Below are 24,595 nucleotides of genomic sequence, written 5' to 3' on the forward strand. Positions count from 1 at the left end.
GCGCGGCGCCGCCCGCGCCCAGCGCGAGCGCCCTGCGCCGCGTCACGGCGGCGGGCCACGCCAGCGGGCCGCGGGGAGGGACGGCGCCGCCCCGCCGGGATCCGGGGGCGTCTCGTCCCTCGTCCTCGGCGGGGCCGTCCTGCGGTGGGCCGTCCTCCATGCGCGCGATCCTATTGAGCCTTCCGTGGCCGCCGTGCCATCGGCGCCGTGTCGCCGTCCTGGGTCACGAGGCGTAGTCGGGGTAGCCGTAGCCGACCACGCTGTCGGTCGAACGCTCCTTGACCTGGACGGAGTTCCCGGTGTTGCCCTCGACGGTCTGGATCGTGCCGTCGCCCTCGTCCTTGATGACCATGCCGACGTGCTGGATGTCGTCGTTGGACTTGCCGCCGCTCCAGGAGAAGAAGACGATCGCGCCGGGCTTCGGGGCGTCGCCCCAGCGGCCGTTGTCCTGGAACCACTGGGCGTGCGCGACGGTCCAGGCGTCGCTGCCGATCTGGTCGGTGAAGCCGAGCTTGTCGCCGACCCAGGAGATGAACATGTCGCACCATTCGGCGTCGCTGTACTCCTGGACGGACCCGCCGTCGCGGGCGACGGTCTCCTTGGCGCGCTCGGTGCCCTCGTACCAGTCGCCGAACTTGGTGTCGCCGTTGCCGTCGGGGCTCGCGCCGACCTGGGAGCGGGCGAGCTCGATGGCGGCCTCGGCGGTGGGACGGGACTTCTTGGAACGTTCCTTCGGAGCGGCGGCCTTCGGCGCGCTCTTCGGCGCGCCCTTCGCGGCCTGGCGGGGGACGCTCACGGCCGGCGCCCGGTCCCGGGACGCCTGCTGCTGCGGCGCGCGGGCGATGGCCAGGTCGGCCGCGGCGGCGGGCTTGGCAGGCTCGGGGCCGCCGAACGGCAGGACCGACGCCTGCGCGGTCGCCACGGCGGTGCCGAGGACGGCGGCGCCGACGAGCACGCCGCCGGTGGTGCGCCAGGCGACGGTGCGTCCGCTCTTGCGGTGCCGGCCTCCCGCGGGGGCCGCGGAGACGGCCTCGGCGGCGTCCGGCGCCGCCTTCGCGCCGGGGGCCTCGGTCAGGACCTGGGCGGTGATCACCCGGGGCGCCGGGGGCGCGCCGGTCGCTGGGCCGGCCTTCTTCGCGTGGGCCGCCCGGTGCGCGGGGGCCCTGCGGACGGGTGTGATGGGAGTCGGGTCGCTGGAGGGGCTTGCCTTGCGGTGCTTGCCTGCCACGGGGGGATCTCCTTGGCTTCCATTCCGCCTACCGGGTTAGCTGACGGGTTCGGGCGTGGAAGCCGCCCTACGGCCTGCGGGCAGGCCGATTCACCCCGACGGGACATGGGTGGGTCCCCGGCTCCGTCACCGGCCTCGCGGGCACGGCACGGACTCGGCGGTGGCGCGCCCGGGGGCGGGCACGCCGGTTCGGTTGGGGTCCTCTCGCGAGGGGGCGCCGCTGCGGCGCCCGCGGAGAGGTGAAGAAAGGGGCGGGCGCGGCCGTGCGCTCAGCGGACGGCCGCGCCCGAGAGATTGGTGCCGTTCGGCTAGGAGGCCCGTTCGGGCCCGTCATCCGGCCGCGGCGGGGCGTTCTGCTGAGGGTAGGTGGACAGTGTTCACTCCTTCTTCCAGACGCCTACCGGGTTAGCTGTCGGGTTCGGGCGTGGAAGTGGCCCTACGGCGGCTCTCACCGGTCGTGCCGGAAGAGACGCGCCGATTCACCCCGGTACCGGAATGTCCGTCCGGAATTGCTCCGGACTCCGGTGAAGGTGGGTCCCCGGTTCCGCGCCGGGCGGCGCGGATTCGGCGCTGCCGCTGCGATCCTGAGGGCTTCATGGGGCCCGTGCGCGGGACCCTGTGTCCCGCGTGCGAAAGAGCGGCGCTGATGTTGTGATGGCGGCGGCCCCTTGTCCGGGGGACCGCCCGGGGCCGGAGCCCTGTGTGGACCAGCGTGGCGCGCTCTCAGCGCCATGCACGCTGTCGGCGTGCGCACGGTGGGCCGGGCCGGCCGGGTCTCGGAGGAGACCGGTGCGGCACGCTCTCCCGGTGCCGCGGGGCGACGCGTGGATCGTGCCGCCCTGGGGGACGACGCGTGGGGCGCGCCGCCCGGTCCGCGGCCACCGGAGTGCGCCGCGGGGGGCCGCGGCGTCTGGAGGGCGCCGCGTGACCAGTGCGCCTGGAGGGCGCCTGGGTGGTGACAAGGTACCAAAGCCCCAACAGAAGGCAAACCCCCCCAAAATCAACAACGGACCAGGTCAGCCCTGGTCCGTTGTCGCCGCGGGGTGCGAACGGCCCCGCGCGGGGGGCCGTTCACATGATCGTCAGGGACGCCCCGCGCCGTAGAAGTTCGAGGTGTAGTAGCCCGAGAGCGAGCTGATCTTCACCACGTCGCCGGTGTGCGGGGCGTGGATGAACTTCCCGCCGCCGACGTACATGCCGACGTGCGAGAGCCCGCTGAAGAACACCAGGTCACCGGGCTGCAGGTCGCTCTGCGACACGTGCTTGACGGCCGCCCACTGCGAGTTGGTGGTGCGGGTGATGTTGACGCCCGCCGCCTCCCAGGCGCGCATCGTCAGGCCGGAGCAGTCGTAGGAGCCCGGGCCGGTCGCGCCGTAGGAGTACGGCTTGCCGAGCTGCGCGTAGGCGAAGTCGAGCGCCTTCTTGGCCGAGCCGCTGGCCGGGCCGTTGTAGGTGCCGCCGATGCCGCCGCTCGAACCGCCGCTGGAGGTGCCGCCGGTCTGCTGGACGAGCTTCTTGGCCTCCCTGACCTTCTTGTCGAGGTCCTTCTTGGCCTTGGCGAGCTCGTCGTGCTTGGTCTTGACGTCGTTGTAGGCGCTCTGCGCCTGGGCCTGCTCGCGGCGCAGCCGCTGCGCCGTCGCCAGGAACTGGGTCAGCTGGGAGCTGCGCTGCTCGGAGAGCTGCGTGAAGACCGCGGCCTGGTCCAGGACGGCCTGCGGGTCGCCGCTGCCGACGAACCCGGTGACGTCCGTGGAGTCGCCGTTCTTGTAGGCGTCCGCGGCCATCTGCGCGATCGCCGAGCGCTGCTTGTCGAAGGAGGCCTGCTCCTCCGCCGACGCCTTCTTGGCGGCGGCCAGCTTCTTCTGGGCGACCTTCAGCTTCTCGGTGTTCTGGTTGTACTGCTCGACCTTCTTGTCCATCAGCTCGTTGAGCTGGTCGAGCTTCTTCTGCGCCTGCGCGTGCGTGGGCTTCGGCTTGGCGTTCGCCACCACGGGCGGAAGCGCGAAGGTCGCGGTCGCCGTCAAGCATGCGGCGACCGCCAGGCGGCGGGTGACCCCTATCCCCGTCGAGCCGGCTCTCCGGTCGCGCGAGCGCGCTGGTTCCCCGATGAGATCGTTGGTCACGGTCCGATTCGCCCCTCTCGTCCACTACGTCAGCGGACGACATTAGCGATGGGCCACAACCGTCACAACTAATTCGTCACTATCTGATTGACTTCAACCCGATTTGCGCACATTCCGTGATGGCAAGATCACGGAGCGCATGATCAAGGCGGTAGAACGCGGAGAATCTCACGAAATGTCGGAGTCTGGCGAGGTCAGGACCGGCCCAGCCGCCGCAGCAGCAGCGTCGACGGGCAGGGCCGCGCGTTCGCGCGCCGCGCCGCGTCCGCCACCTCCCGGTCGGAGGACACCACCACCACCGCCCGGCCGTCCGGCTCCGCCCGCACCAGCTCGCCGATCAGCTCGTCGGCCGTCTGCCCCGGCCGGCTGAACAGCACCCGCACCCCGCGCGGCGCGGAGATCGCCACCGGCGCGTCCAGCTCCGCGCCGTCGAACACGCACGTCACCTCGGCGCGCGTCTGCGCCGCGAGCCCGCCGAGCCCGGACAGCAGCCGCGTCCGCTGGTCCGACAGCGGCAGCTCCCCGTAGCCCGTCTTCGTCACGTTGTAGCCGTCCACCACCAGATGCACCTGCGGCAGCGTCAGCAGCCGGTCCAGCAGCTGGGGATCGCTGTCCGACAGCGCCCGCCCCGGCAGCGCCCGGTGCGCCAGCCGGTCCGGCTCCAGCGCGCCCACCGCGTCCGCCGGCCGCGCGATCGTCGACGGCAGCGCCAGCTCCCGCCGCACCCCCTGCGCCGCGTCCACCAGCGCGTCCAGCAGCAGCCGCAGCCGCATGTCGTCGACGTTGCGGCCCTCGCGCGCCGCCCGCTTGGCCGCCTCCGCCGCCGCCTCCGCCTGCGCCGCCCGCGACCGCAGCCTGCGCAGCTCCTTGTCGGCCGCCGCCGACGACTCCCGCGCCGCCGCCAGCTCCCGGTCCGTGTCCGCCGCGAGCGTCTCCGCGCGCTCCTGCGCCGCCCGGTACCGCGTCCGCGCGTCGTGCAGCTTGCGGCGCAGCTCGGCGACCTCCGCCTTGGTGTCGCGCAGCTCCGCGCGCAGCTTGTCGACCTCCGACGCCCGCGCCGCCCGCGCCGCCGCCAGCTCCTCCTTCAGCGCCGCGACGCGCCGCTCGGCGGCCTCCTCCTCCGACGCCGTCGCCGACCGCTCCAGCTCCGCGCGCGCCGCCTCGACCAGCTCCGTCCAGCCGTCCGGACGCAGCAGGTAGGCCACCACCGCCACCCGCACCGGGTCCGCCGCCGGCGGCACGTCCCCGCTCTCGACCGCCTCGACCAGGTCCGGCTGCGCCTCCCGCAGCGGCTCCGCCACCCGGCCCCGGAACTCCGCGTCCTTCTCCAGCACCGCCGCGATGTGCTGACCGGCCAGCTTCGCCCGCTTGCGCCGCTCGAACCGGGCGAACCGGCGCAGCGGCACCGGCACCTCGTCCGGCGGCAGCGCGCCGATCAGCTCGGCGGCGGCCTCCACCACGCTCAGCCGGACGGCCTCCGGCAGCGGCCCTGCCAGTCGCCGCACGGGCTCCGGGCCGCCGGGGCTCGCTTCGGGGCCGCTGTCGATGATCCCGCTCCTTCCGGGCTGCGCCGCCGGTGCGCTGTCTCTTCCCGAGCACCACGCACCCTAACCAGCGCGAACGTGGGATCGGACGGAACGCGCCCGCTCGTGGGAGTGCAGGCTCCCCCGAGCCGTCCCCCGCGGCCCCCGCCCGGCGGGACGTGCCGGCGCGCCCCCAACCCTAGCGGCCCGGACTTCTGTCGGTGGCGTCCTCTACGGTCGCCGGCATGACGGCTGCGCACGAGGTCCAAGGGCAGATCCGGGCGGTTCAGGGCACCCTGGACGACCTCGGCACCCCCCTGGCGGAGGTCACCTTCGTGGTGGTCGACCTGGAGACCACGGGCGGATCCGCGGCCGACTCGGCCATCACCGAGATCGGCGCGGTCAAGGTGCGCGGCGGCGTGGAGCTCGGCGAGCTCGGCACCCTGGTCGACCCCGGCGGCCCGATCCCGCCGTTCATCACCGCGCTGACCGGCATCACCACCGCGATGGTCACCGCCGCCCCCCGGATGGACTCCGTGCTCCCCGCGTTCCTGGAGTTCGCCCGCGGCTGCGTGCTCGTCGCGCACAACGCGCCGTTCGACATCGGCTTCCTCAAGGCCGCCTGCGCCGCCCAGGGGTACGCCTGGCCCGCGTTCCCCGTCGTCGACACCGTCGACCTCGCCCGCCGCGTCCTCGGCAAGGACGAGGTCCCCAACTGCAAGCTCGGCACCCTCGCCCGGTTCTTCCGCACCCGCACCGAGCCGACGCACCGCGCCCTCGCCGACGCCCGCGCCACCGTCGAGGTCCTGCACGGCCTCATCGAGCGGCTCGGCTCGTTCGGCGTCACCTCCCTGGAGGAGCTGCGCGGCTTCGCCAAGGCGCCCACCCCCGAGCAGCGCCGCAAGCGCCACCTCGCCGACGACGTGCCGAGCGCCCCGGGCGTCTACCTGTTCGAGGACGCCGACGGCGAGATCCTCTACGTCGGCAAGAGCGGCGACCTGCGGTCCCGCGTGCGCAGCTACTTCACCGGCTCGGAGACCCGCTGGCGCGTCCGCGAGATGGTCGGCCTCGCCGAACGCGTCCGGACCATCGTCTGCGCCACCGGGCTGGAGGCCGAGGTCCGCGAGCTGCGCCTCATCGCCGAGCACAAGCCCCGCTACAACCGCCGCTCCAAGTTCCCCGAGCGGGCCATCTGGCTGAAGCTGACCGCCGAGCCGTTCCCGCGGCTGTCGATCGTCCGGGAGTGCCGCGACGACGGCGCCCGCTACCTCGGCCCCATCTCGTCGCGGCGGCAGGCCGAGGAGGCCCGCGCCGCACTGCACGAGGCCGTCCCGCTGCGCCAGTGCACCCAGCGGCTCACCGTCCGGCTCGTCGAGCGCGGCCGCGCCCGCACCTGCGCGCTCGCCGACCTCGGCCGCTGCGGCGCGCCCTGCGACGGCCGCGAGTCACCCGACGCCTACGCCGTGCACACCGAGACCGCCCGCGCGATCATGGAGGGTGACGTGCGGCCCGTCGTCGCCGCCGCTCAGGTCCGCATCGACCGGCTCGCGTCCGAGCTGCGCTACGAGGAGGCCGCCGCGCAGCGCGACCGGCTCGCCGCGTTCGTCCGCGCCGCCGCCCGCGGCCAGCGCCTCGCCGCGCTCGCCCGGCTCCCCGAACTCGTCGCCGCGCGGCCCGGCTTCGACGGCGGCTGGGAGCTGTCCGTCGTCCGGTACGGCCGGCTCGCCGCGGCGGGAACGGTCCCGCCGCGCGCCCACCCCCGCCCCTACGTCGACGCCCTCATCGCCACCGCCGAGACGGTCTTCCCGCCGTCCGGCGGCGCCCCCGGCGGCGTGGCGCTCGGCGCGCCGCCGTCGTCCGGCGCCACCGCCGAGGAGATGGAGTGCGTGCTGCGCTGGCTCGACCTGCCGGGCGTCCGGCTCGTCGAGCTCGACGGCACCTGGACGTGCCCCGCGCACGGCGCCGAGGGCCTGCGGAGCTGGATCGACAACGCCTACACGAACCACGACCCCGAAGCCCGCCAGGGCAGGCGGTGAACGGGCGGGCCGCCCACTAAGGTGACGGTGGACACCCCGCGCCAGGAGAGGACGACGACCCCGCATGGCCCTGCCTCTCTACGACAGCCAGCCCGCGCGTCGCGTCCCCTGGATGACGTACCTGCTGATCGCGGTGAACGTCGTGGTGTTCCTGATGACGCCGATGTCGAACTTCGCCACCTGGTACGGCAAGGGCTCCGTCCGCGAGTGCAAGGCCGCCGAGTTCACCTACGAGTACGGCGCCGTCCCCAAGGAGCTCACCACCGGCGACCAGCAGCCGCTGCCGACCGACATCACCAGCCAGTGCGGCCCCGCCGAGTACCACAAGGCGCCCTGGACGTCCGCGTTCACCTCGATGTTCCTGCACTCCGGCGCGATGCACCTGCTCGGCAACCTGGTCTTCCTGTTCGTCGTCGGCATGGGCGTCGAGGACCGCCTCGGACGATGGCGGTTCCTGCTCAGCTACCTCGCGTTCGGGCTCATCGCCGTGTACGGCTTCGCCTGGACCTCGCCCGGCTCCACCGTCCCGCTCATCGGCGCGTCCGGCGCGATCGCCGGGGTGATGGGCGCCTACGTGATCCTCAACCCGCGCGGCCGGGTCGTCAGCTACGTCCCGCCGATCATCGTGCTGCGGCTGCCCGTCTGGGTGGTGCTCGGCTACTGGTTCATCATCCAGTGGCTGTCGCTCGGCGACGAGGAGAGCAGCGTCGCCTACACCGCGCACATCTACGGCTTCTCCGCCGGCGTGGTGTTCGCGCTGCTGGCCCGCCGCGCGGGCCGCACCCGCCGCATCGCGGCCCTCAGCCGGACCTGAGTAGAGTCGGGGACGTCCGAACCCAGGGGAGGGGCCCAGTGGTCACAGCGATCGTGTTCGTCAAGGCCGACGTCGCGCGCATCCACGAGGTGGCCGAGACGATCGCCGCGCTGGACGGGGTCAGCGAGGTCTACTCGGTCACCGGCGAGCACGACCTGATGGCGATGGTCCGCGTCCGCCGCCACGACGAGCTCAACGACGTGATCCCCGGGCGGGTGAACAAGGTCCCCGGCGTCGTCGGCACCGAGACCCACATCGCGTTCCGCACCTACTCCAAGCACGACCTCGACGCCGCCTTCGCCCTCGGCCTCCCTGACGCGGACTGATCAGCGGCGGTTCAGGTCCTGCGTGGCCGGCCTACGCGGCGGTGATGAGGCTTAGGGAGAGGTCGCCGCAGGGGTGGGCGGTGTGGCCGGGGCGGTCCCGGTAGACGGCGCCCGGGGGCCACGTGGCGGTGTTGGACGCCATGACGCGGCCGGGGGCGTTCACCACGAAGGCGGGCGCGGGGATCTCGCGCAGCACCGGGACGATCTCGTGCTCGAAGGTGCGGGCGAACACGTCCGCGGCGGCGACGCCGGCGAACTCCCCGCCGACGCGCACCGGCGCGGACAGCGTGAGGACGTACTCGTCGCTGCACAGGTAGTCGACGTAGGGGCCGCAGACGGTCTTCTCGGCGCCCGCCTGCGGGCCGGTGAACCAGTCCCAGGCGGTGTAGTCGTACAGGGCGCTGCTCTCCGGGTTCAGGTCGCGCAGCAGCTGGGACGGGCCGGCGGGGCCGGCCTGCCACCACTCCAGGTACCAGGCGGCGTCGGCGAGCAGGCCGGGCGCGGCGATGAAGCCGAGCCCGCACACCAGCGGGCCGAGCCGGGGGAGGAGCAGCGGGCGCAGGTCGGCGAGGTCGGCGCGGACGGGCGCGCGCCCGGCGCCGCGCACCGCCCGCAGCAGCCGCGCCGAGGCGTCGCGGACCTCGGCGACCGTGCCGAACACGGCGTCGAGGGTCGCGTGCACGCGCGCCGCCGCGGTGCCGGCGGACGGTGGCTCGGGAGGCATGGGGGGTCCACCTCGGGTCAGAGGGCGAGCCGTCGGTCAATCAGACGTTCTACCGCATTCGCGACGTGACTTTCAGCGACATCGCGGGCCCGGTCCTCCTCGCCCCGCTCGATCGCGTCGACGATCCGGGCGTGCTGGGCGTGCACGGCCCGGCGCGCGCCCGGCTCGTCGTGGACGGCCCAGATCAGCGGCCCGATGTCGGCCTGCAGCCGGATCTCCTCGCGGGTGAGCCGGACGGACTGGGACGCGGCGGCGATCTCCAGGTGCAGCCGGCCGTCCAGCCGGCACATCCGGGGCGCGGCGTCCGGGCGGGTCATCTCGGTGAGGGAGCGGCGCAGCCGGTCGACGTCGCCGGGCAGCGAGCGGCGGGCGGCGAGCCGGGCGGCGGCGCCGGCGATGGCGGCGTAGTGGTCGCCGAGGTCGCGCAGTTCCTCGGCGGACAGCGGGCGGAGCCGCTCGTCGAGGTCGAACGGGCGGGCGGGGGCGCGCACGAAGCTGCCGCCGCCCCGGCCGCGCCGGGTCTCGATGAGACCCTGCTGACGCAAGGCCATGAGCGCTTCGCGTAGAGTGACGGTCGAAATGCCGAGATGTCCGGCGAGCTCGGTCTCGCTGGGCAGCTGCTCCCCGTCGTCGAGGAGGCCGAGCGCGATGGCGTCGCCGATCCGCCGCACGACGGCGGCGACCCGCGCGGTGTTGTCGACGGGGGCGAACACGACGAGGCGCGCACCGTCCGCACCGTCCATGGGCCCCCTCTCCCCGCGCTGACTCAGTGATACCGGATCGTCACTTGAACTAAAACCTATGACTCCATATGTTTTCGGTCATGCCGGCTTCAGCGGTGAGGATCCGCGATCTGCGCAAGACCTTCGGCGCCGTCGAGGCGGTGGCGGGCGTCGACCTCGACATCGGGGACGGCGAGTTCTTCTCGATGCTCGGTCCGTCCGGGTCCGGCAAGACCACGGTGCTGCGGCTCATCGCGGGCTTCGAGCGCCCGACGTCCGGGACGGTCGAGCTGGCCGGCCGCGACGTCACGGGCCTCGCCCCGTTCGACCGCGACGTCAACACCGTCTTCCAGGACTACGCGCTGTTCCCGCACCTGGACGTGCTCCGCAACGTCGAGTACGGGCTGAAGGTGCGGCGGGTGCCGAAGGCGAAGCGCCGCGAGCGGGCGCTGGAGGCGCTGCGCAGCGTCCGGCTCGACGGGTTCGAAGCGCGCCGTCCCGGTGAGCTGTCGGGCGGGCAGCGGCAGCGGGTCGCGCTCGCGCGCGCGCTGGTCAACGAGCCGAAGGTGCTGCTGCTGGACGAGCCGCTCGGCGCCCTCGACCTGAAACTGCGCGAGGAGATGCAGGTCGAGCTGAAGACGATCCAGCGGCGCGCAGGGATCACGTTCGTGTTCGTCACGCACGACCAGGAGGAGGCGCTGACCCTCAGCGACCGCATCGCGGTCCTGGACGGCGGCCGCGTCCAGCAGGTCGGCACGCCCGCCGAGGTGTACGAGCATCCGGCGACCGAGTTCGTGGCCGGTTTCGTCGGCACGACCAACCGGATCGGGGACGTCTGCGTCCGGCCCGAGAAGCTGCACGTGCGGATCCTCGGCGACGACACCGGGGAAGCGGGCGGCGAGGCGGGCGGGCCGGCGGGGGACCGGCACGCCGAGGGCACCGTCGCCGAGGTCGTCTACGCGGGCGCCGTCACGAGGTACGTGGTCGACCTGGACTCGGGGGACCGGGTCGTCGCGCTCCGCCAGAACCTCGCCGCGTCCCCGGCCGAGGCGACCCGCCATCGCGGCGCCCGCGTCCGGGTCGGCTGGGACGCGGCGCACGAGTTCCGGGTCGCCGCCGCACCGAGCACTGATACCCCCGCGAAAACCCCCAACTAAAGAGGAGTTCCTCATGTGGTCCACGCGCATGGCGCTCGCCGCCGCGGCGGCGCTGGCGATCGGACTGGCCGCCGCCGGCTGCGGCGGCGACTCGGGAGACAAGGCGACCGGAGCCGGGCAGGGCGGCTTCACGGTGCCGAAGGTCCCGATGCAGAAGTCGCTCGGCAAGGGCGAGGGCCAGGTCAACCTGGTCGCCTGGGCCGGGTACGCCGAGGACGGCTCCAACGAGAAGACGGTCGACTGGGTCCACCCGTTCGAGAAGCAGACCGGCTGCAAGGTCAACACCAAGATCGCCGGGACGTCGGACGAGATGGTCGCGCTGATGAAGACCGGCCAGTACGACACGGTGTCGGCGTCCGGCGACGCGTCGCTGCGGCTCATCGCGTCCGGTAGCGTCGCGCCCGTCAACACCGCGCTCGTCCCGAACTACGCCGACATCTTCGCCGGCCTGAAGAACAAGCCGTGGAACTCGGTGAACGGCGTGCCCTACGGCATCCCGCACGGCCGCGGCGCCAACCTGCTGATGTGGCGGACCGACAAGGTGAAGCAGGCGCCCGACTCGTGGGGTGCCGTGTTCGACACGAACTCCCCGTACAAGGGGAAGGTCACCGCCTACGACTCGCCGATCTACATCGCGGACGCGGCGCTCTACCTGATGTCGGCCCGCCCTGAGCTCGGCATCAAGGACCCGTACGCGCTCGACCAGAAGCAGTTCGACGCGTCCGTCGCGCTGCTGAAGCAGCAGCGGGGCATCATCGGCGAGTACTGGTCCGACTACACCAAGGCCGTCCAGTCGTTCAAGAGCGGCGACACGGTCCTCGGCACGACCTGGCAGGTCATCACGAACTACGTGGAGGCCGCCAAGGCGCCGGTGAAGGCGATCGTGCCGAAGGAGGGCTCGACCGGCTGGTCGGACACCTGGATGGTCGCGGCGAAGGCCAAGCACCCGAACTGCGCCTACCAGTGGATGAACTACATCGTGTCCCCGAAGGCGAACGCGCAGGTCGCCGAGTGGTTCGGTGAGGCGCCCGCGAACGCCAAGGCGTGCCAGGAGACCTCGGACAAGAAGTTCTGCGACACCTTCCACGCCACCGACGAGAGCTACTTCTCCAAGGTGCACTTCTGGACGACGCCGATCGCCCAGTGCCTGGACGGCCGCAAGGACGTCAAGTGCGTCGACTACGCCAAGTGGACGCAGGCATGGACGGCGATCAAGGGATGACCGCGTCCCCGGCGGCGTCCACCGCCGGTGAGGCATCCGCCCGCCCGGCGCCGGGTCCCCGGCGCCGGGCGGCGGCGCTGCTGCACCGCCGGCCGGCGCTGCGGCTGTCCCTGCTGCTGTCGGCGCCGCTGGCCTGGCTGGTGGTCGCCTACCTCGGCGCGCTCGCCGCGATCTTCGTCACCGCGTTCTGGTCGACCGACACCTTCACCGGCGCGGTCGTCCGGCAGTTCACCCTCGCCAACTTCCAGGACCTGTGGAACGAGCCCGTCTACCGGACGATCGCGCTGCGCAGCCTCGGCGTCGCGGCGGCCGTCACCGTCATCGACACCGCCATCGGGTTCCCGATGGCGCTGTACATGGCGAAGGTGGCCAAGCCCCGGTACCGGCCGTACCTCGTCATCGCGATCCTGGCGCCGCTGTGGGCGGCCTACCTCGTCAAGGCGTACGCGTGGCGGGTGATGCTGTCGAACGGCGGGCTGGTCGACGAGGCGCTGAAGCCCTTCGGGCTGTCCGGGCCCGGATACGGCCTCACCGCCACGATCATCGTGCTGGCCTACCTGTGGCTGCCCTACATGATCCTGCCCGTCTACACCGGCCTGGAGCGGCTGCCGGACTCGCTGCTGGACGCCTCCGGCGACCTCGGCGCCCGCCCGTGGCGCACGTTCCGCTCGGTGATGCTGCCGATGGTGTTCCCGTCCCTGGTCGCCGGGTCGATCTTCACGTTCTCGCTGTCGCTCGGCGACTACATCACCGTCAAGATCGTCGGCGGCCGGAGCCAGCTGCTCGGCAACGTCGTCTACGACAACATCGGCGCCGCCAACAACCTGCCGTTCGCCGCGGCCGTCGCCACGATCCCCGTCGTGGTCATGCTCGTCTACCTCGCCGCGGCCCGCCGCACCGGCGCCCTCAGGGAGCTGTGATGACCCTCTCGCCCGCCGCCCGGACGGTGCTGCGCATCGTGATGATCCTCGGGCTCGCGGTCGTCTACGTGCCGCTGCTCGTCGTGCTGGTCAACTCCGTGAACGCCGACAAGACGTTCGGCTGGCCCCCGACCGACCTCACCGGACGCTGGTGGGCGCACGCCCTCGACAACCCGGGCGCCCGCCAGGCCGTCTGGACGAGCGTCAAGGCGGGCGTCGGCGCCACCGCCGCCGCGATGGTCCTCGGCACCATGGCCGCGTTCGCCGTCGCCCGGTACCGCTTCTTCGGCCGCGAGACCGTCTCGCTGGTCGTGGTGCTGCCGATCGCGCTGCCCGGCATCGTCACCGGCATCGCCCTCAGCAACGCCTTCCAGGTCGTCCTGGAGCCGCTCGGCATCGGCCTCGGCCTGTTCACCGTGATCGTCGGGCACGCGACGTTCTGCGTCGTCACCATCTACAACAATGTGCTGGCCCGGCTGCGCCGCACCGGCACCAGCCTGGAGGAGGCGTCCGCCGACCTCGGCGCCGACACCTTCCAGATGTTCTGGTACGTCACGCTGCCGAACCTGCGCTCGGCGCTGCTCGCCGGCGGGCTGCTGTCCTTCGCGCTGTCCTTCGACGAGATCATCGTGACCACGTTCACCGCCGGGCCCGGCTCCCAGACCCTGCCCATCTGGATCTTCGACAACCTGTTCCGGCCCAACCAGGCCCCGGTCGTCAACGTCCTGGCCGCCGCCCTGATCGTCCTGTCGATCATCCCGATCTACATCGCCCAGCGCCTCTCCAGCGGCGCCCGCGGCGTCGCGTAGGCTCCCGGGGCCTCCGGGCCCCAGGGCCTTCGGCCTAGCGGTGGGCTTGGGAGACCTCGATCCAGCGGTCGAGGAGGGTGGCGGCGGCGCCGGAGTCGACGGCCTCGGCGGCGCGGTCGCGGGCGGCGCCGAGGGTCGCGGTGAGCTCGTCGGCGGTCGGGGCGCCCTCGTAGGCGGTGATCAGCGCCGCCGCGTTCAGCAGGACCATGTCGCGGACGGCCCCCTCCCGCCCGGCGAACGTCTCCCGCGCCACCCGGGCGTTGAAGGACGCGTCGGCGCCGCGCAGGTCCTCCGGGCGCGCCGGGGGGATGCCGAGCGCGGACGGGTCGAACGTCGTCTGCGTCGCCGTCCCGTCGCGCACCACCCACACCGTCGAGGTGCCCGTGGTGGTCAGCTCGTCCAGGCCGTCGTCGCCGCGGAACACCAGCGACGAGCAGCCCCGGGCGGCGAACACGCCCGCGATGACGCCCGCCATCCGCGGATGGAACACCCCGACCGCCTGCGCGCCCGGCCGCGCCGGGTTCGTCAGCGGGCCGAGGAAGTTGAACACCGTCGGCGTGCCCAGTTCGCTGCGGGTGCGCGAGGCGTACCGCAGCGCCGGGTGGAAGCGCGGCGCGAAGCAGAAGGTGATGCCGGTCTCCGCGACGACCGCCGCCGTCGCCTCCGGGGACAGGTCGATCGCGACGCCGAGGTGCTCCAGCAGGTCCGCGGCGCCGCAGGACGACGACGCGGCCCGGTTGCCGTGCTTGACGACCCGGACGCCCGCCGCGGCCGCCACCACCGCCGCCATCGTGGAGATGTTCACCGTGTGGGCGCGGTCGCCGCCGGTGCCGACCAGGTCCGCGATGCGGCCCGGCACGTCCACCGGGGTGGCGTTGTCCATCATGCCGTCGGCGAGGCCGGACACCTCGGCGACGGTCTCGCCCTTGGCGCGCATCGCGACCGCGAACCCGGCGATCTGCGCGTCGGTGGCCTCCCCGGCCATGATCGTGTTCATCGCCCAGGCGGTCTCCTCGCTGGTCAGCGAGTCGCCGTCGAGCAGGGCGTTGAGCAGTGCGGGCCAGGTCGTGCGGGCGTCCATCTCTCCCCCAGGGGTGCGGTGCCCGGGGAGCGCGCCGGGCTCGTCCCGGCCCGGCCGGGGTGCGGACCGGGGCGGCGCCCAGAGCCTCCCCGGCGAAACGGTCTTTACAGGGCCGGAAGGCGGTTCTCGAGACGCCAGCGCATGAGGCCGGCGAGCTCCTTCGCCAGCGCCATCGGGTCCAGCGGGAGGCTCACCACGGCGTCGGCGCGCGACCAGGTCGCCAGCCAGCCGTCGTCGCGCCGCCCGATGATCGCCAGCACCGGCGGGCAGTCGTACACCTCGTCCTTGGCCTGCCGGCAGACGCCGAGACCGCCCGCGGGCTGCGCCTCGCCGTCCACGACCAGGACGTCGATGCCGCCCTCGTCGAGCCGCGCCACCACGGCCGGCTGGGTCGCGCGCTCGACGAACTCCACCTGCGGGAGGTCGGCGGCGGGGCGTCGCCCGATCGCCATCCGGATCTGTGCGCGGGTGTTCGCGTCGTCGCTGTAGACGAGAACCTTCATCGGGCTCTCCGGGGCGGTGGTGCTCATGACACGGAAGGCTACCGGTTCGTCCCCGCGCGCACGAGATCCAGGTCATGTTTCCCCGCGTCGCGGCCACCGGAAGGCCAGGTGCGGGCAAAGATCGCCGGGCCCCGCGGGACCGTTCCCGAGGCCGGCGGACACGTCCGGGAACTCTAGGAGGGGGGTCATGCGTCACTCACGGGATAGGGGCGCAATAATGCTGCCCGTGACAGCATCCGCGATAGAGACAACACCTCACGCACGGGCGAACCGTCCCAATCTGGTCAGCGTGGGGACGATCGTTTGGCTGTCGTCCGAGCTGATGTTCTTCGCGGCGCTGTTCGCGATGTTCTTCACGATCCGCTCTGTGACGATCGGCCAGTCCGGGCACGACGCCTGGCCGGGCGCACCGCTGAACCTGCCGCTGTCGACGGCCAACACGACCGTGCTGGTGCTGTCGTCGGTGACCTGCCAATGGGGCGTGTTCAAGGCCGAGGCCGGCAAGGTCGGCCGCGACGGCGGCCTGCTGAACGTCGCCCGCTGGGGCCTGCGCGAGTGGTACGTCCTGTCCTTCCTGATGGGCCTCTACTTCGTGGCGGGCCAGGCGTTCGAGTACTACAGCCTGGTCACCAAGGACGGCCTCACGTTCTCCTCGTCGGCCTACGGCTCGGTGTTCTACCTGGCCACCGGCTTCCACGGGCTGCACGTCATCGGCGGCCTGGTCGCGTTCCTGTTCGTCCTCGGCCGGACGTTCGCCGCGAAGCGATGGACGCACGAGCAGGCGACGAGCGCGATCGTCGTGTCCTATTACTGGCACTTCGTCGACGTGGTGTGGATCGGCCTGTTCTCGGTCGTCTACCTGCTCGACCACTGACCCGCTGACCACCCAGACGACATGACCCGAACGGGGATTTCCGTGAGAAGGATCACCGCATGGCGACGGCGCCCCTGGGCGGGCTACGCCGTCGTGCTGGCGGCCCTGGCGGCGATCGGCGTCATCTACGCCGGTTTCTCGCCGCAGACTGGACGCGCCGAGGCGGAGAGCACGGCCCAGGCGGCGCAGGACCTGAAGAACGGCCAGCAGCTGTTCGACAAGAACTGCGCCAGCTGCCACGGCCTGAACGCCGAGGGCACCAAGGACGCCAAGGGCAAAGCGATCGCACCGAGCCTGCTCGGCGTCGGGGCGGCGAGCGTCGACTTCCAGGTCAGCACGGGCCGCATGCCCGCGATGAGCCCTGGTGCGCAGTTCCCGCGCAAGACGCCGATCCCCGCCTTCAACACCGAGATCAAGACCGACTACGAGGACGAGGCCAAGCGCAAGGCGGCCGAGCAGCAGAAGGCCCAGGCCGAGAAGAACCTCGCCGACCTGCGCGCCTACATCTCCTCGCTCGGCGGCGGCCCGGCCGTCCCGCCCGCGTCGGCGACCGACCCGACCAAGGGCGACGTGGCGCTCGGCGGCAAGCTGTTCCGCACCAACTGCGCCCAGTGCCACAACTTCACCGGGCAGGGCGGCGCGCTGACCGGCGGCAAGTACGCCCCGCCGCTGTCCAACAGCGACGTCACGCCCACCCAGATGTACGAGGCCATGCTGACCGGCCCGCAGGCGATGCCGGTGTTCAACGACACCACGCTCACCCCGCAGGACAAGCAGGCGATCATCTCCTACCTGGTGCAGACCCGCGAGCAGCCGAACCCCGGCGGTAACGGCCTCGGCCGCATCGGCCCGGTGTCGGAGGGCCTCGTCGGCTGGCTGGTCGGGCTCGGCCTGCTGGTGATGGCGGCGATGTGGATCACCGCGAAGAAGCCGAAGAAGCTGAAGAAGTCATGAGCGACGAGAACAAGGACACCGCCGGCTCGACGGAGCCCGGCGAGGGCGGCGGCGCGCGCGGGCGCGTGATCGGCACGCCGTCTCCGGCGAGGGACAGGACCCTGCTCGCGCAGGACGACATCTCGGCGCCCGCGGGCGTCGGCGAGGAACTGGACGAGGCGTCGGCCAAGCGCGCCGAGCGCGTCGTCGCGACGTTCTTCCTGGTGGCGTTCGCCGCCAGCGTGGCGTTCATCGCGTACTACATCGGCTGGAGCGGCCGCAACGGCGGCATGCACGGCGTGACCCGGGCCCGGGAGTCCAACTTCTGGCTCGGCGGCCTGATGGCGCTGTCGTTCCTGGCGCTGGCCGCGGGCGTCACCATCTGGGTGCGCCGGCTCATGACGAGCAAGCCGATCGTCCAGGAGCGGCACAGCCTGCAGGCCGACGAGGAGACCCGCGCGGCCTTCACCAAGGACTTCCTCGAGGGGGCGTCCGACAGCGGCCTGACCAAGCGCCCGCTGCTGCGCCGCACGCTGCTGCTGGCCGCGGCGCCGCTCGGCCTCGCGCCGCTGGTGCTGCTGCGCGACCTCGGCCCGCTGCCGGAGAAGAAGCTGCGCACGACCATCTGGGGCGACGCGGTCAAGAAGGCCCAGGCGCAGGGCAAGAAGGGCGTCCGCCTCGTCGTGGACGGCACCGACAAGCCGCTGCGGGTCAGCGACTTCTCCTCGCCCGGCGGGATGATCACCGTCCTGCCCGAGGGCATCGAGGAGGACGTCCCCGAGGACCAGGTGCTGACGCAGACCGCGAAGGCCGTCACCATCCTGATCAACGTCCCCGAGGACGAGTTCAAGCCGGCCAAGGGCCGCGAGAACTGGCACATCAACGGGATCGTGGCGTACTCGAAGGTCTGCACGCACGTCGGCTGCCCGGCCGCGCTGTACGAGCAGACCACGCACCACATCCTGTGCCCGTGCCACCAGTCGACGTTCGACGCGACCGACGCCGCGAAGGTCGTGTTCGGCCCGGCGGCCCGTCCGCTTCCGCAGCTGCCGCTGGCGGTCGAGGACGGCTACATCGTCGCGACGAGCGACTACCACGAGCCGATCGGCCCGAGCTTCTGGGAGCGCGGATGAGCGAGGCGACAGCCGGGGCTACCGCTCCGAAGGCGGTCGAGGGGCCGCTGAACTTCATCGACGACCGGCTCGGTTCCACCACCTTCTTCAAGCGGAACATGAAGAAGGTCTTTCCGGACCACTGGTCGTTCATGCTGGGCGAGATCGCCCTGTACTCGTTCATCATCCTGCTGCTGACCGGGACGTTCCTGACGCTCTGGTTCAAGCCCAGCATGAACGAGGTCATCTACAACGGCTCGTACACGCACCTGAAGGGCGTGCAGATGTCGGAGGCGTACGCCTCGACGCTGCACATCAGCTTCGACGTGCGCGGTGGCCTGCTCATGCGGCAGATCCACCACTGGGCGGCGATCCTGTTCATGGCGTCGATCCTGGCGCACATGCTGCGGGTGTTCTTCACCGGCGCCTACCGCAAGCCGCGCGAGCTGAACTACCTCATCGGCATCAGCATGTTCGTCCTCGGCATGCTGGAGGGCCTGTTCGGGTACTCGCTGCCGGACGACCTGCTGTCCGGCACGGGCCTGCGCATCACCCAGGGCGTGCTCGAGGCGATCCCGCTGGTCGGCACCTACGGCTACATGTTCCTGTTCGGCGGGGAGTTCCCCGGCCAGGACATCGTGCCGCGGCTGTACATGCTGCACATCCTGCTGATCCCCGGCCTGATCCTCGGCCTGGTGACCGCGCACATGATGATCATGTGGGTGCAGAAGCACACCGCGATGCCGGTGAAGAACCAGACCGAGCAGCAGGTGTACGGCTACCCGTTCTACCCGGTGTTCATGGCCAAGACGGGCGCCTACTTCCTGTTCACCTTCGGCGTCATCGCGCTGCTCGGCGCGTTCGCGCAGATCAACCCGATCTGGCTGTTCGGCCCGTACGACCCGGGCGCGATCTCCGCGGGCTCCCAGCCGGACTGGTACATGGGCGTCCTGGAGGGCGCGCTGCGGATCATGCCGAACTGGGAGGTCAGTGCCTGGGGCCACACGGTCAGCTTCAACGTGCTGATACCGGCGACGATCCCGCTCGGCATCGTCTTCGGCGGCGCGATGGCCTGGCCGTTCGTGGAGCAGTGGGTGACCGGCGACAAGCGGCACCACCACGTCAACACCCGGCCGCGCAACGCCCCGATCCGCACCGCCACCGGCATCGCGGCGGTGACCTTCTACGGGCTGCTGTGGCTGGCCGGCGCGAACGACGTCCTCGCCGACAAGTTCGACCTCTCGCTGTACGCCACGACCTGGTTCTTCCGGGTGACGATCTTCGTCGGGCCGTTCCTGGCGTTCATCATCACCAAGCGGATCTGCCTGGGGCTGCAGCGCAAGGACGCGGACGTCGTCGGGCACGGCGTCGAGTCGGGCGTCATCCTCATGTCGCCGGAGGGGCGGTTCTCCGAGCGGCACGAGCCGGCGCGCGAGGAGCAGAAGGCGGTCCTGCTGTCGAAGGAGAACACCCGTCCGGAGGCGCCGCAGCGCGACGCCAACGGCATCCCGGCCGCGAAGGGCCCGCTCGGGCACCTGCGGTCGCGGCTGAACCGGGCCTGGACCTTCGACGACATCCCCGTCGAGGAGCACGAGCACGAGCACGGCGAGCACGCGGAGATCGAGGGCGGCAAGCAGTCGCACGAGATCAGCCACTGATCGCGGAGCCCGTTCGAGGGGCCCGGCACCGGACGACGGTGCCGGGCCCTTCCGCTTTGCCCGCCCGTAGCCGGCGGGACGGCGTTCCGCCTGCTCGGAGGCGGGCGGCGGTCCGTATCCTGGCCGACGATGACCAAGACCCTGGTGGTGACCAACGACTTCCCGCCCCGCCCCGGCGGGATCCAGGCGTTCGTGCACGGCCTCGCGGTCCGGCGCCCGCCCGGCTCGGTGGTGGTGTACGCGCCGGCGTGGAAGGGCGCGGCGGCGTTCGACGCGGTGCAGCCGTTCGACGTCGTCCGGCATCCCGGGTCGCTGATGCTGCCGGAGCCGGGCGTGCTGCGCCGCGCGTCCGCGCTGCTGCGCGCGGAGCGCTGCGACTCGGTGGTGTTCGGCGCGGCGGCGCCGCTGGGGCTGCTGGCGCCCGCGCTGCGGCGGCGCGGGGCGGGGCGGATCGTCGGGATCACGCACGGGCATGAGGCGGGCTGGGCGGCGCTGCCGGTCGCGCGGTCGCTGCTGCGCCGCATCGGCGACGACGTGGACGCCCTCACCTACCTCGGCGAGTACACCCGGTCTCGGATGGCGCGCGCGCTGTCCCCGGTCGGTGCCGCGCGGATGGCGCGGCTCGCGCCGGGCGTGGACGAGACGCTGTTCCGCGCGGGCGCGGGCGGCGACGCGATCAGGGCGCGGCACGGTCTGGCGGACCGTCCCGTCGCGGTGTGCGTGTCGCGGCTCGTCCCGCGCAAGGGGCAGGACGCCCTGATCCGGGCGTGGCCGCGGGTGCTGGCGAGGGTCCCGGACGCGGCGCTCCTGCTCGTCGGCGGCGGCCCGTACCGCGCGGACCTGGAGCGGCTCGCGGCGTCCGAGGGCGTGGCCGGGTCGGTCGTGTTCACCGGCAGCGTGCCGTGGGAGGAGCTGCCCGCCCACTACGACGCCGGGGACGTCTTCGCGATGCCGTGCCGGACGCGCCGCCGCGGGCTGGACGTCGAGGGGCTCGGCATCGTCTACCTGGAGGCGTCGGCGACGGGCCTGCCGGTCGTCGCGGGCGACTCCGGCGGCGCGCCCGACGCCGTCCTCGACGGCGAGACGGGCGTGGTGGTGCCCGGACGGTCGGTGCCGCGCGTCGCCGACGCGGTCGCCGGCCTCCTCGCCGACCCGGACCGCGCCCGGGCGATGGGCCGTGCGGGCCGCGCGTGGGTGGAGCGGGAGTGGCGCTGGGAGGTGCAGGCGGCCCGCCTGGACGCCCTGCTGCACGGCTGATCCGGCGGATGTGGCGCCGCGGTCACGGGCCCTGACCCGGTGCGCGGCCGAAAGCAGACGACCGCCGCGTATCGCCGGGCCCGTGCCGGGTGACAGGATGCCCAGTATGGAGAACGCGGACATCGAGGGCGCGTGGGCCAGGGTTCCCGGCGAGACCGCGCGGTGGCTGCACGATCTGGATCCCGACCACTGCTACTCGGGTTTCGAGCCGCCCCGCAATCCCGACTCCGCGTGGCTCCTGCACGCGATGTACGCGTGGGAGGAGGGACTGGTCACCACGACGCACGACGACGTCCACCAGTCGGTGCTCGGGGCGGGGCTGGTCGAGCCGCCCGACCCGGCCGGGGAGGCGCCGGGCGACGTGGGCGACCTGCTGGAGGGCGCGATCGTCACCGGCACCGAGCTCGGCCGCAGCGGCGACCCCGGCGCGGGCTGGCGGCGGCTGCGCTGGCGGGAGCTGGCGCGCGGGTTCGGTGAGCCGGCGGTGCCGGATGGGGAGCTGCCCGGCAACCGCTGCCTGCGGCAGGGGCATCCGGCGGGGAGCTGGTCGGCGGCCATCCGGCCGCCCGCGGAGGGCTGCCTGGACCGGGAGAGCTGGCACCGGCTGATCGGGGTGCTGCTGCGGCACAGCCTGGACGGCGCCGCCACCCGCTGCCTCGCGTACTACTGCCCGCTCGTCACCGCGGACTGGGACGACGAGACGGTCCTGGCGGGCCGGCTGGGCGACGCGGCCGGGCTGTACGACCATCCGGCGATGGCGAGCTGCCCGTCCGACCTGTGGGCGGAGGACCGCTCCTGGGTCGTGTACTGCGACTGGGACCTGTGGGGGACGAAGGTCGTCGGGCCGACATCGCTCGTCCAGGCGCTACTGGACGACCCCGGGCTGGAGGCCGTCCGCCTCCCCTGGACGCGCTAGCCCCGCCGGACGCGCTAGCCGCGCGGTCCCGGGACGCGCCCCGCCCCCGCGCCGTAGGCGGGACCCGTCCCGGGACCGGCGGATCGAGGGGGGCCGTGCCCGGGCTCCGGAGACCGTTCCCACGCGCACGCCCCTGCCGAGGTGGGTGCGATCCTGCGCCGGCCGGCCCTGCGCCCGGTGGGGGAGGACCTGGAGACGGGCGCGCCGCGAAGGGCCGTCCGGCGGTGCCGGATCGGTGCCGCGTGGACGGGTTCCGGGGGCACGGCCCCGGTTCGGTGACCGGCCGCCCGGGAGTGGTGGGCCATCCGGACGCGGCCGGGAACGGTCCCGATGCGGCGCTGGGCCATCGCGGAACCTCCTGCCGCTGTGCGAGCTCGGTCATCGACGTCCCCGACGCTAGGCCGCGCCCCGCCCGCCGGCACCCCCGTTAAACCGGACTTAAGGGGCGGATTACTCATCACTAATTCATCGGCCAGGTCCGGCCTCAAAACGGTCGTTCGGTGCCATGTCCATTTCCGGTGGCCGCTGGGATGATCTCCATTCAGGGGGCCGGGGGAGGGGAGCGCGGATGCGGTCGCGGGGCGGCGTCTTCGTGCTCGCCGTGCTGGTGGCGGTGGCCCTGGCCGGCGGGCTGGTCGCGGCCCGGCAGCTGCGCGGCGGGCGCGGCCCGGGGACGCCGGAGAAGGTCGCGGCGGACTTCTTCGCCGCCTGGCGGCGCGGGGCGCTGGACGACATGCGGGACCTGTGCGCCGACCCGCCCGGCGACTTCGTCCAGCAGTACCGGGCGCTGTCGCGCGGGCTGACGGTCTCCTCGATCATCATCGAGCCGCGTCCGGTGGTGCGGACCGGCCCTGACGCGGCGCAGGCCGACTTCACCGTCACCCGGTCGCTGGTCGGGCACGGCGACTGGTCGTTCCGCGCGGTGCTGCGCCTCGGCCGCGTCGACGGCCGCTGGCGGGTGCTGTGGACGCCCGCGACCCTCTATCCCGGGCTGAAGGGCCGGGGGACGTGGTCGCTCGGCCAGGTGCGGCTGCCCGCCGTCACGCTGGTGGCCCGCGACGGCAAGGCGCTGCCCGACACCGGGCTCCTCGCGCCCTACCTGGCGGAACTCGTCGACACCATGACGCCGGAGGGCTACGACGAGGCCAGGTGGGTCATCGAGATGCGCGACGGCGACGGCCCGCCGCAGCGGGTGAAGGTGCTGGGCGGCAAGCCCGGCCGGAAGATCCGCACGACCCTGGACCGGCGCCTGCAGACGGCGGCGGAGAAGGCCGTCCGCTCCGTGCCCCAAGCCGCGTCGATCGTCGCGCTGCGGCCGTCCACCGGCGAGGTCCTGGCCGTCGCGGACGCCCTCGGCGGGCTCGGCGCGTTCACCGGCCTCTACCCGCCCGGCTCGACGTTCAAGGTGGTCACGGCGGGCGCGCTGGTCGCGGACGGGGCCGGGCCGGGCACGCCCGCCGACTGCCCCGCGTCCGTCGTCACCGCGCAGCGGACGATCCGCAACGACGAGGGCCACGAGCTGGGGCGCACGACGCTGAGCGGCGCGTTCGCCGCGTCCTGCAACACCACGTTCGCGCGCCTGGCGGTCGAGGGCCTGGGCGCGGGCAAGCTCGCCGCGAGCGCCCGCAGGTTCGGGTTCGACACGAGGTTCTACCCGGGCGTGCGGATGATGGAAGGCGGCTTCCCCGACCCGCGGAGCGGCGCGGAACTGGCGGAGGCGGGCATCGGGCAGGGCCGTGTCCAGGCGACCCCGCTGCTGATGGCGAGCGTCGCGGCGGCCGTGGCGGACGGGTCGTGGCGGCCCCCGCGGCTGGTGCCGGCGAAGCTGGTCCGCGAGAGCGGCGGCGACACGCCTGACCCGCACCCGATCCCCGGGGCCGCCGCGCTGCGGTCGATGATGCGGGCGGTCGTCACCGGCGGGACCGCCGCGGGCGCCGGCCTGCCGTCCGGCACGGCGGGCAAGACGGGGACCGCCGAGTTCTCCGACGACGGCTCCTCGCACGCCTGGTTCATCGGATACCGCGGCGACCTGGCGTTCTCGGTGTTCGTCCAGGACGGCGGGTCGGGCCCGAAGACGGCCGCGCCGCTCGCCGCCGCGTTCCTGCGCTGACCGGCCGCGAAATGGTTCCCGAACGGCTGAACGCGGGACGCCCCGCGCCCGTACTCCCACGATGAGCGGAACGGCCGCGCACGCGGCTTGAACCGTTTTTTGTCACCATCTCTCATCTGAGGGGCCAATGGGGCGTATGCTCCGGTGGTGATCGGCGGGATCCATTAGGAATCCCGTACGGAGACGCGGTGGGAGCGAGCGGGCTCCCGCACACCGCGTTCCCGATGTCTCAGCAGGACCGCCGCCGGGCCGCGCGCCCGGACGGCACCGAGCCGACCCCGGCGCTCGCCTGCGCTCCGCCTCCTCCACAGGAGAGGGCATGGCGCGACGTGACGACGGGCATGCGTCCCGGATCAACACGCATGCTTCACCGTGGGCGCGGGCACCCCAGCGTTCCTCGCCGGGGGCCCGGCCCGCACCCGGCCGCCGGCCGGACGAACCGCAGTGGCCCGAGGGGTCCTGGTGGTCGGAGCAGCCCGGCTGGGACGAGCGGGGCCGGCGGCGCCGGCGCGAACCCACGCGCCGCGACGTCCGGCGGCGCGAGAAG

22 protein-coding genes and 2 riboswitches are annotated in these 24,595 nt (G+C 73.0%); of the genes, 15 read left to right on the forward strand and 7 right to left on the reverse strand.

Annotation, left to right across the window (positions count from 1 at the left end):
• Positions 1-223: 223 nt before the first annotated feature.
• From F9B16_RS34520 to F9B16_RS34530, 3 genes are all read right to left on the reverse strand, one after another.
• Positions 224-1,228: a CHAP domain-containing protein gene (locus F9B16_RS34520; protein ID WP_225992203.1), complete on the reverse strand. Its 1,005-nt coding sequence runs from the start codon at positions 1,226-1,228 to the stop codon at positions 224-226.
• Between the two features lie 11 nt (positions 1,229-1,239).
• Positions 1,240-1,398, reverse strand: a riboswitch (cyclic di-AMP (ydaO/yuaA leader).
• A gap of 209 nt (positions 1,399-1,607) precedes the next feature.
• Positions 1,608-1,808: riboswitch (cyclic di-AMP (ydaO/yuaA leader) on the reverse strand.
• A 502-nt stretch (positions 1,809-2,310) separates the two neighbouring features.
• On the reverse strand, positions 2,311-3,252 hold the full coding sequence (locus F9B16_RS34525; protein WP_225992204.1) for a C40 family peptidase: 942 nt from the start codon (positions 3,250-3,252) through the stop codon (positions 2,311-2,313).
• A 293-nt stretch (positions 3,253-3,545) separates the two neighbouring features.
• Positions 3,546-4,856, reverse strand: coding sequence for an NYN domain-containing protein (locus tag F9B16_RS34530; protein ID WP_225992205.1), 1,311 nt, complete (start codon positions 4,854-4,856; stop codon positions 3,546-3,548).
• A gap of 263 nt (positions 4,857-5,119) precedes the next feature.
• Between F9B16_RS34530 and F9B16_RS34535 the strand changes: the two genes are divergently transcribed.
• The 3 genes from F9B16_RS34535 to F9B16_RS34545 all read left to right on the forward strand — a co-directional run bounded on the left by F9B16_RS34535 (position 5,120) and on the right by F9B16_RS34545 (position 8,050).
• Complete coding sequence (locus tag F9B16_RS34535) at positions 5,120-6,910, forward strand: DEDD exonuclease domain-containing protein (RefSeq protein WP_151544420.1); 1,791 nt, start codon at positions 5,120-5,122, stop codon at positions 6,908-6,910.
• A 64-nt stretch (positions 6,911-6,974) separates the two neighbouring features.
• A complete protein-coding gene (locus F9B16_RS34540; RefSeq protein WP_151544421.1) occupies positions 6,975-7,724 on the forward strand; it encodes a rhomboid family intramembrane serine protease in 750 nt (249 codons plus the stop codon).
• Positions 7,725-7,762: 38 nt separating this feature from the next.
• Complete coding sequence (locus F9B16_RS34545; RefSeq protein WP_151544422.1) at positions 7,763-8,050, forward strand: Lrp/AsnC family transcriptional regulator; 288 nt, start codon at positions 7,763-7,765, stop codon at positions 8,048-8,050.
• Positions 8,051-8,081: 31 nt separating this feature from the next.
• Here the strand turns inward: F9B16_RS34545 and F9B16_RS34550 are convergent, their stop codons facing one another.
• Positions 8,082-8,774: a cache domain-containing protein gene (locus tag F9B16_RS34550; RefSeq protein ID WP_151544423.1), complete on the reverse strand. Its 693-nt coding sequence runs from the start codon at positions 8,772-8,774 to the stop codon at positions 8,082-8,084.
• 17 nt (positions 8,775-8,791) lie between these two features.
• On the reverse strand, positions 8,792-9,517 hold the full coding sequence (locus tag F9B16_RS34555; RefSeq protein ID WP_151544424.1) for a FadR/GntR family transcriptional regulator: 726 nt from the start codon (positions 9,515-9,517) through the stop codon (positions 8,792-8,794).
• Between the two features lie 80 nt (positions 9,518-9,597).
• On the opposite strand from F9B16_RS34555, the gene F9B16_RS34560 reads away from it, so the two are divergent.
• The 4 genes from F9B16_RS34560 to F9B16_RS34575 are packed head-to-tail and all read left to right on the forward strand — an operon-like array spanning position 9,598 to position 13,604.
• Positions 9,598-10,653 (forward strand): ABC transporter ATP-binding protein, encoded by a 1,056-nt coding sequence (locus F9B16_RS34560; RefSeq protein WP_151544425.1) that lies wholly within the window; start codon positions 9,598-9,600, stop codon positions 10,651-10,653.
• A gap of 13 nt (positions 10,654-10,666) precedes the next feature.
• Entirely contained in the window at positions 10,667-11,875 is a 1,209-nt protein-coding gene (locus F9B16_RS34565) for an ABC transporter substrate-binding protein (RefSeq protein WP_225992206.1), read from the forward strand.
• Positions 11,854-12,795 (forward strand): ABC transporter permease, encoded by a 942-nt coding sequence (locus F9B16_RS34570; RefSeq protein ID WP_225992207.1) that lies wholly within the window; start codon positions 11,854-11,856, stop codon positions 12,793-12,795. Before F9B16_RS34565 ends, F9B16_RS34570 begins: the two co-directional genes overlap by 22 nt.
• On the forward strand, positions 12,795-13,604 hold the full coding sequence (locus tag F9B16_RS34575) for an ABC transporter permease (protein WP_151544426.1): 810 nt from the start codon (positions 12,795-12,797) through the stop codon (positions 13,602-13,604). Before F9B16_RS34570 ends, F9B16_RS34575 begins: the two co-directional genes overlap by 1 nt.
• A 34-nt stretch (positions 13,605-13,638) precedes the next feature.
• Here F9B16_RS34575 and trpD read toward each other — a convergent pair whose 3' ends face one another.
• Both trpD and F9B16_RS34585 read right to left on the reverse strand, forming a co-directional pair.
• A complete protein-coding gene (gene trpD / locus F9B16_RS34580) occupies positions 13,639-14,685 on the reverse strand; it encodes an anthranilate phosphoribosyltransferase (RefSeq protein ID WP_151544427.1) in 1,047 nt (348 codons plus the stop codon).
• A gap of 104 nt (positions 14,686-14,789) precedes the next feature.
• Positions 14,790-15,215, reverse strand: coding sequence for a response regulator transcription factor (locus F9B16_RS34585; RefSeq protein ID WP_151544428.1), 426 nt, complete (start codon positions 15,213-15,215; stop codon positions 14,790-14,792).
• Between the two features lie 190 nt (positions 15,216-15,405).
• Here F9B16_RS34585 and ctaE point away from each other — a divergent pair, with 190 nt between their 5' ends.
• From ctaE to F9B16_RS53020, 8 genes are all read left to right on the forward strand, one after another.
• Positions 15,406-16,062 (forward strand): aa3-type cytochrome oxidase subunit III, encoded by a 657-nt coding sequence (gene ctaE / locus F9B16_RS34590; protein ID WP_194737671.1) that lies wholly within the window; start codon positions 15,406-15,408, stop codon positions 16,060-16,062.
• A 42-nt stretch (positions 16,063-16,104) separates the two neighbouring features.
• Positions 16,105-17,016: a cytochrome bc1 complex diheme cytochrome c subunit gene (gene qcrC, locus F9B16_RS34595; protein ID WP_151544429.1), complete on the forward strand. Its 912-nt coding sequence runs from the start codon at positions 16,105-16,107 to the stop codon at positions 17,014-17,016.
• Positions 17,013-18,128 (forward strand): cytochrome bc1 complex Rieske iron-sulfur subunit, encoded by a 1,116-nt coding sequence (gene qcrA / locus F9B16_RS34600; RefSeq protein WP_151544430.1) that lies wholly within the window; start codon positions 17,013-17,015, stop codon positions 18,126-18,128. Before qcrC ends, qcrA begins: the two co-directional genes overlap by 4 nt.
• Positions 18,125-19,765, forward strand: a complete 1,641-nt coding sequence (gene qcrB, locus F9B16_RS34605) for a cytochrome bc1 complex cytochrome b subunit (protein WP_151544431.1) — start codon at positions 18,125-18,127, stop codon at positions 19,763-19,765. The genes qcrA and qcrB overlap by 4 nt, the downstream gene beginning before the upstream one ends.
• 129 nt (positions 19,766-19,894) lie before the next feature.
• The gene (locus F9B16_RS34610) at positions 19,895-21,022 is read left to right on the forward strand and encodes a glycosyltransferase family 4 protein (protein ID WP_151544432.1); all 1,128 of its coding nucleotides are present in this window, start codon (positions 19,895-19,897) and stop codon (positions 21,020-21,022) included.
• A 106-nt stretch (positions 21,023-21,128) separates the two neighbouring features.
• Positions 21,129-21,938, forward strand: a complete 810-nt coding sequence (locus F9B16_RS34615) for a hypothetical protein (RefSeq protein ID WP_151544433.1) — start codon at positions 21,129-21,131, stop codon at positions 21,936-21,938.
• Between the two features lie 568 nt (positions 21,939-22,506).
• Positions 22,507-24,048, forward strand: a complete 1,542-nt coding sequence (locus F9B16_RS34620; protein WP_192809137.1) for a penicillin-binding transpeptidase domain-containing protein — start codon at positions 22,507-22,509, stop codon at positions 24,046-24,048.
• A 319-nt stretch (positions 24,049-24,367) separates the two neighbouring features.
• A partial coding sequence (locus tag F9B16_RS53020) for a hypothetical protein (protein ID WP_225992209.1) occupies positions 24,368-24,595 on the forward strand: 228 nt, incomplete at its 3' end.

Origin of the sequence: Actinomadura montaniterrae, from assembly GCF_008923365.1 — a bacterium.
GTDB lineage: Bacteria > Actinomycetota > Actinomycetes > Streptosporangiales > Streptosporangiaceae > Spirillospora > Spirillospora montaniterrae.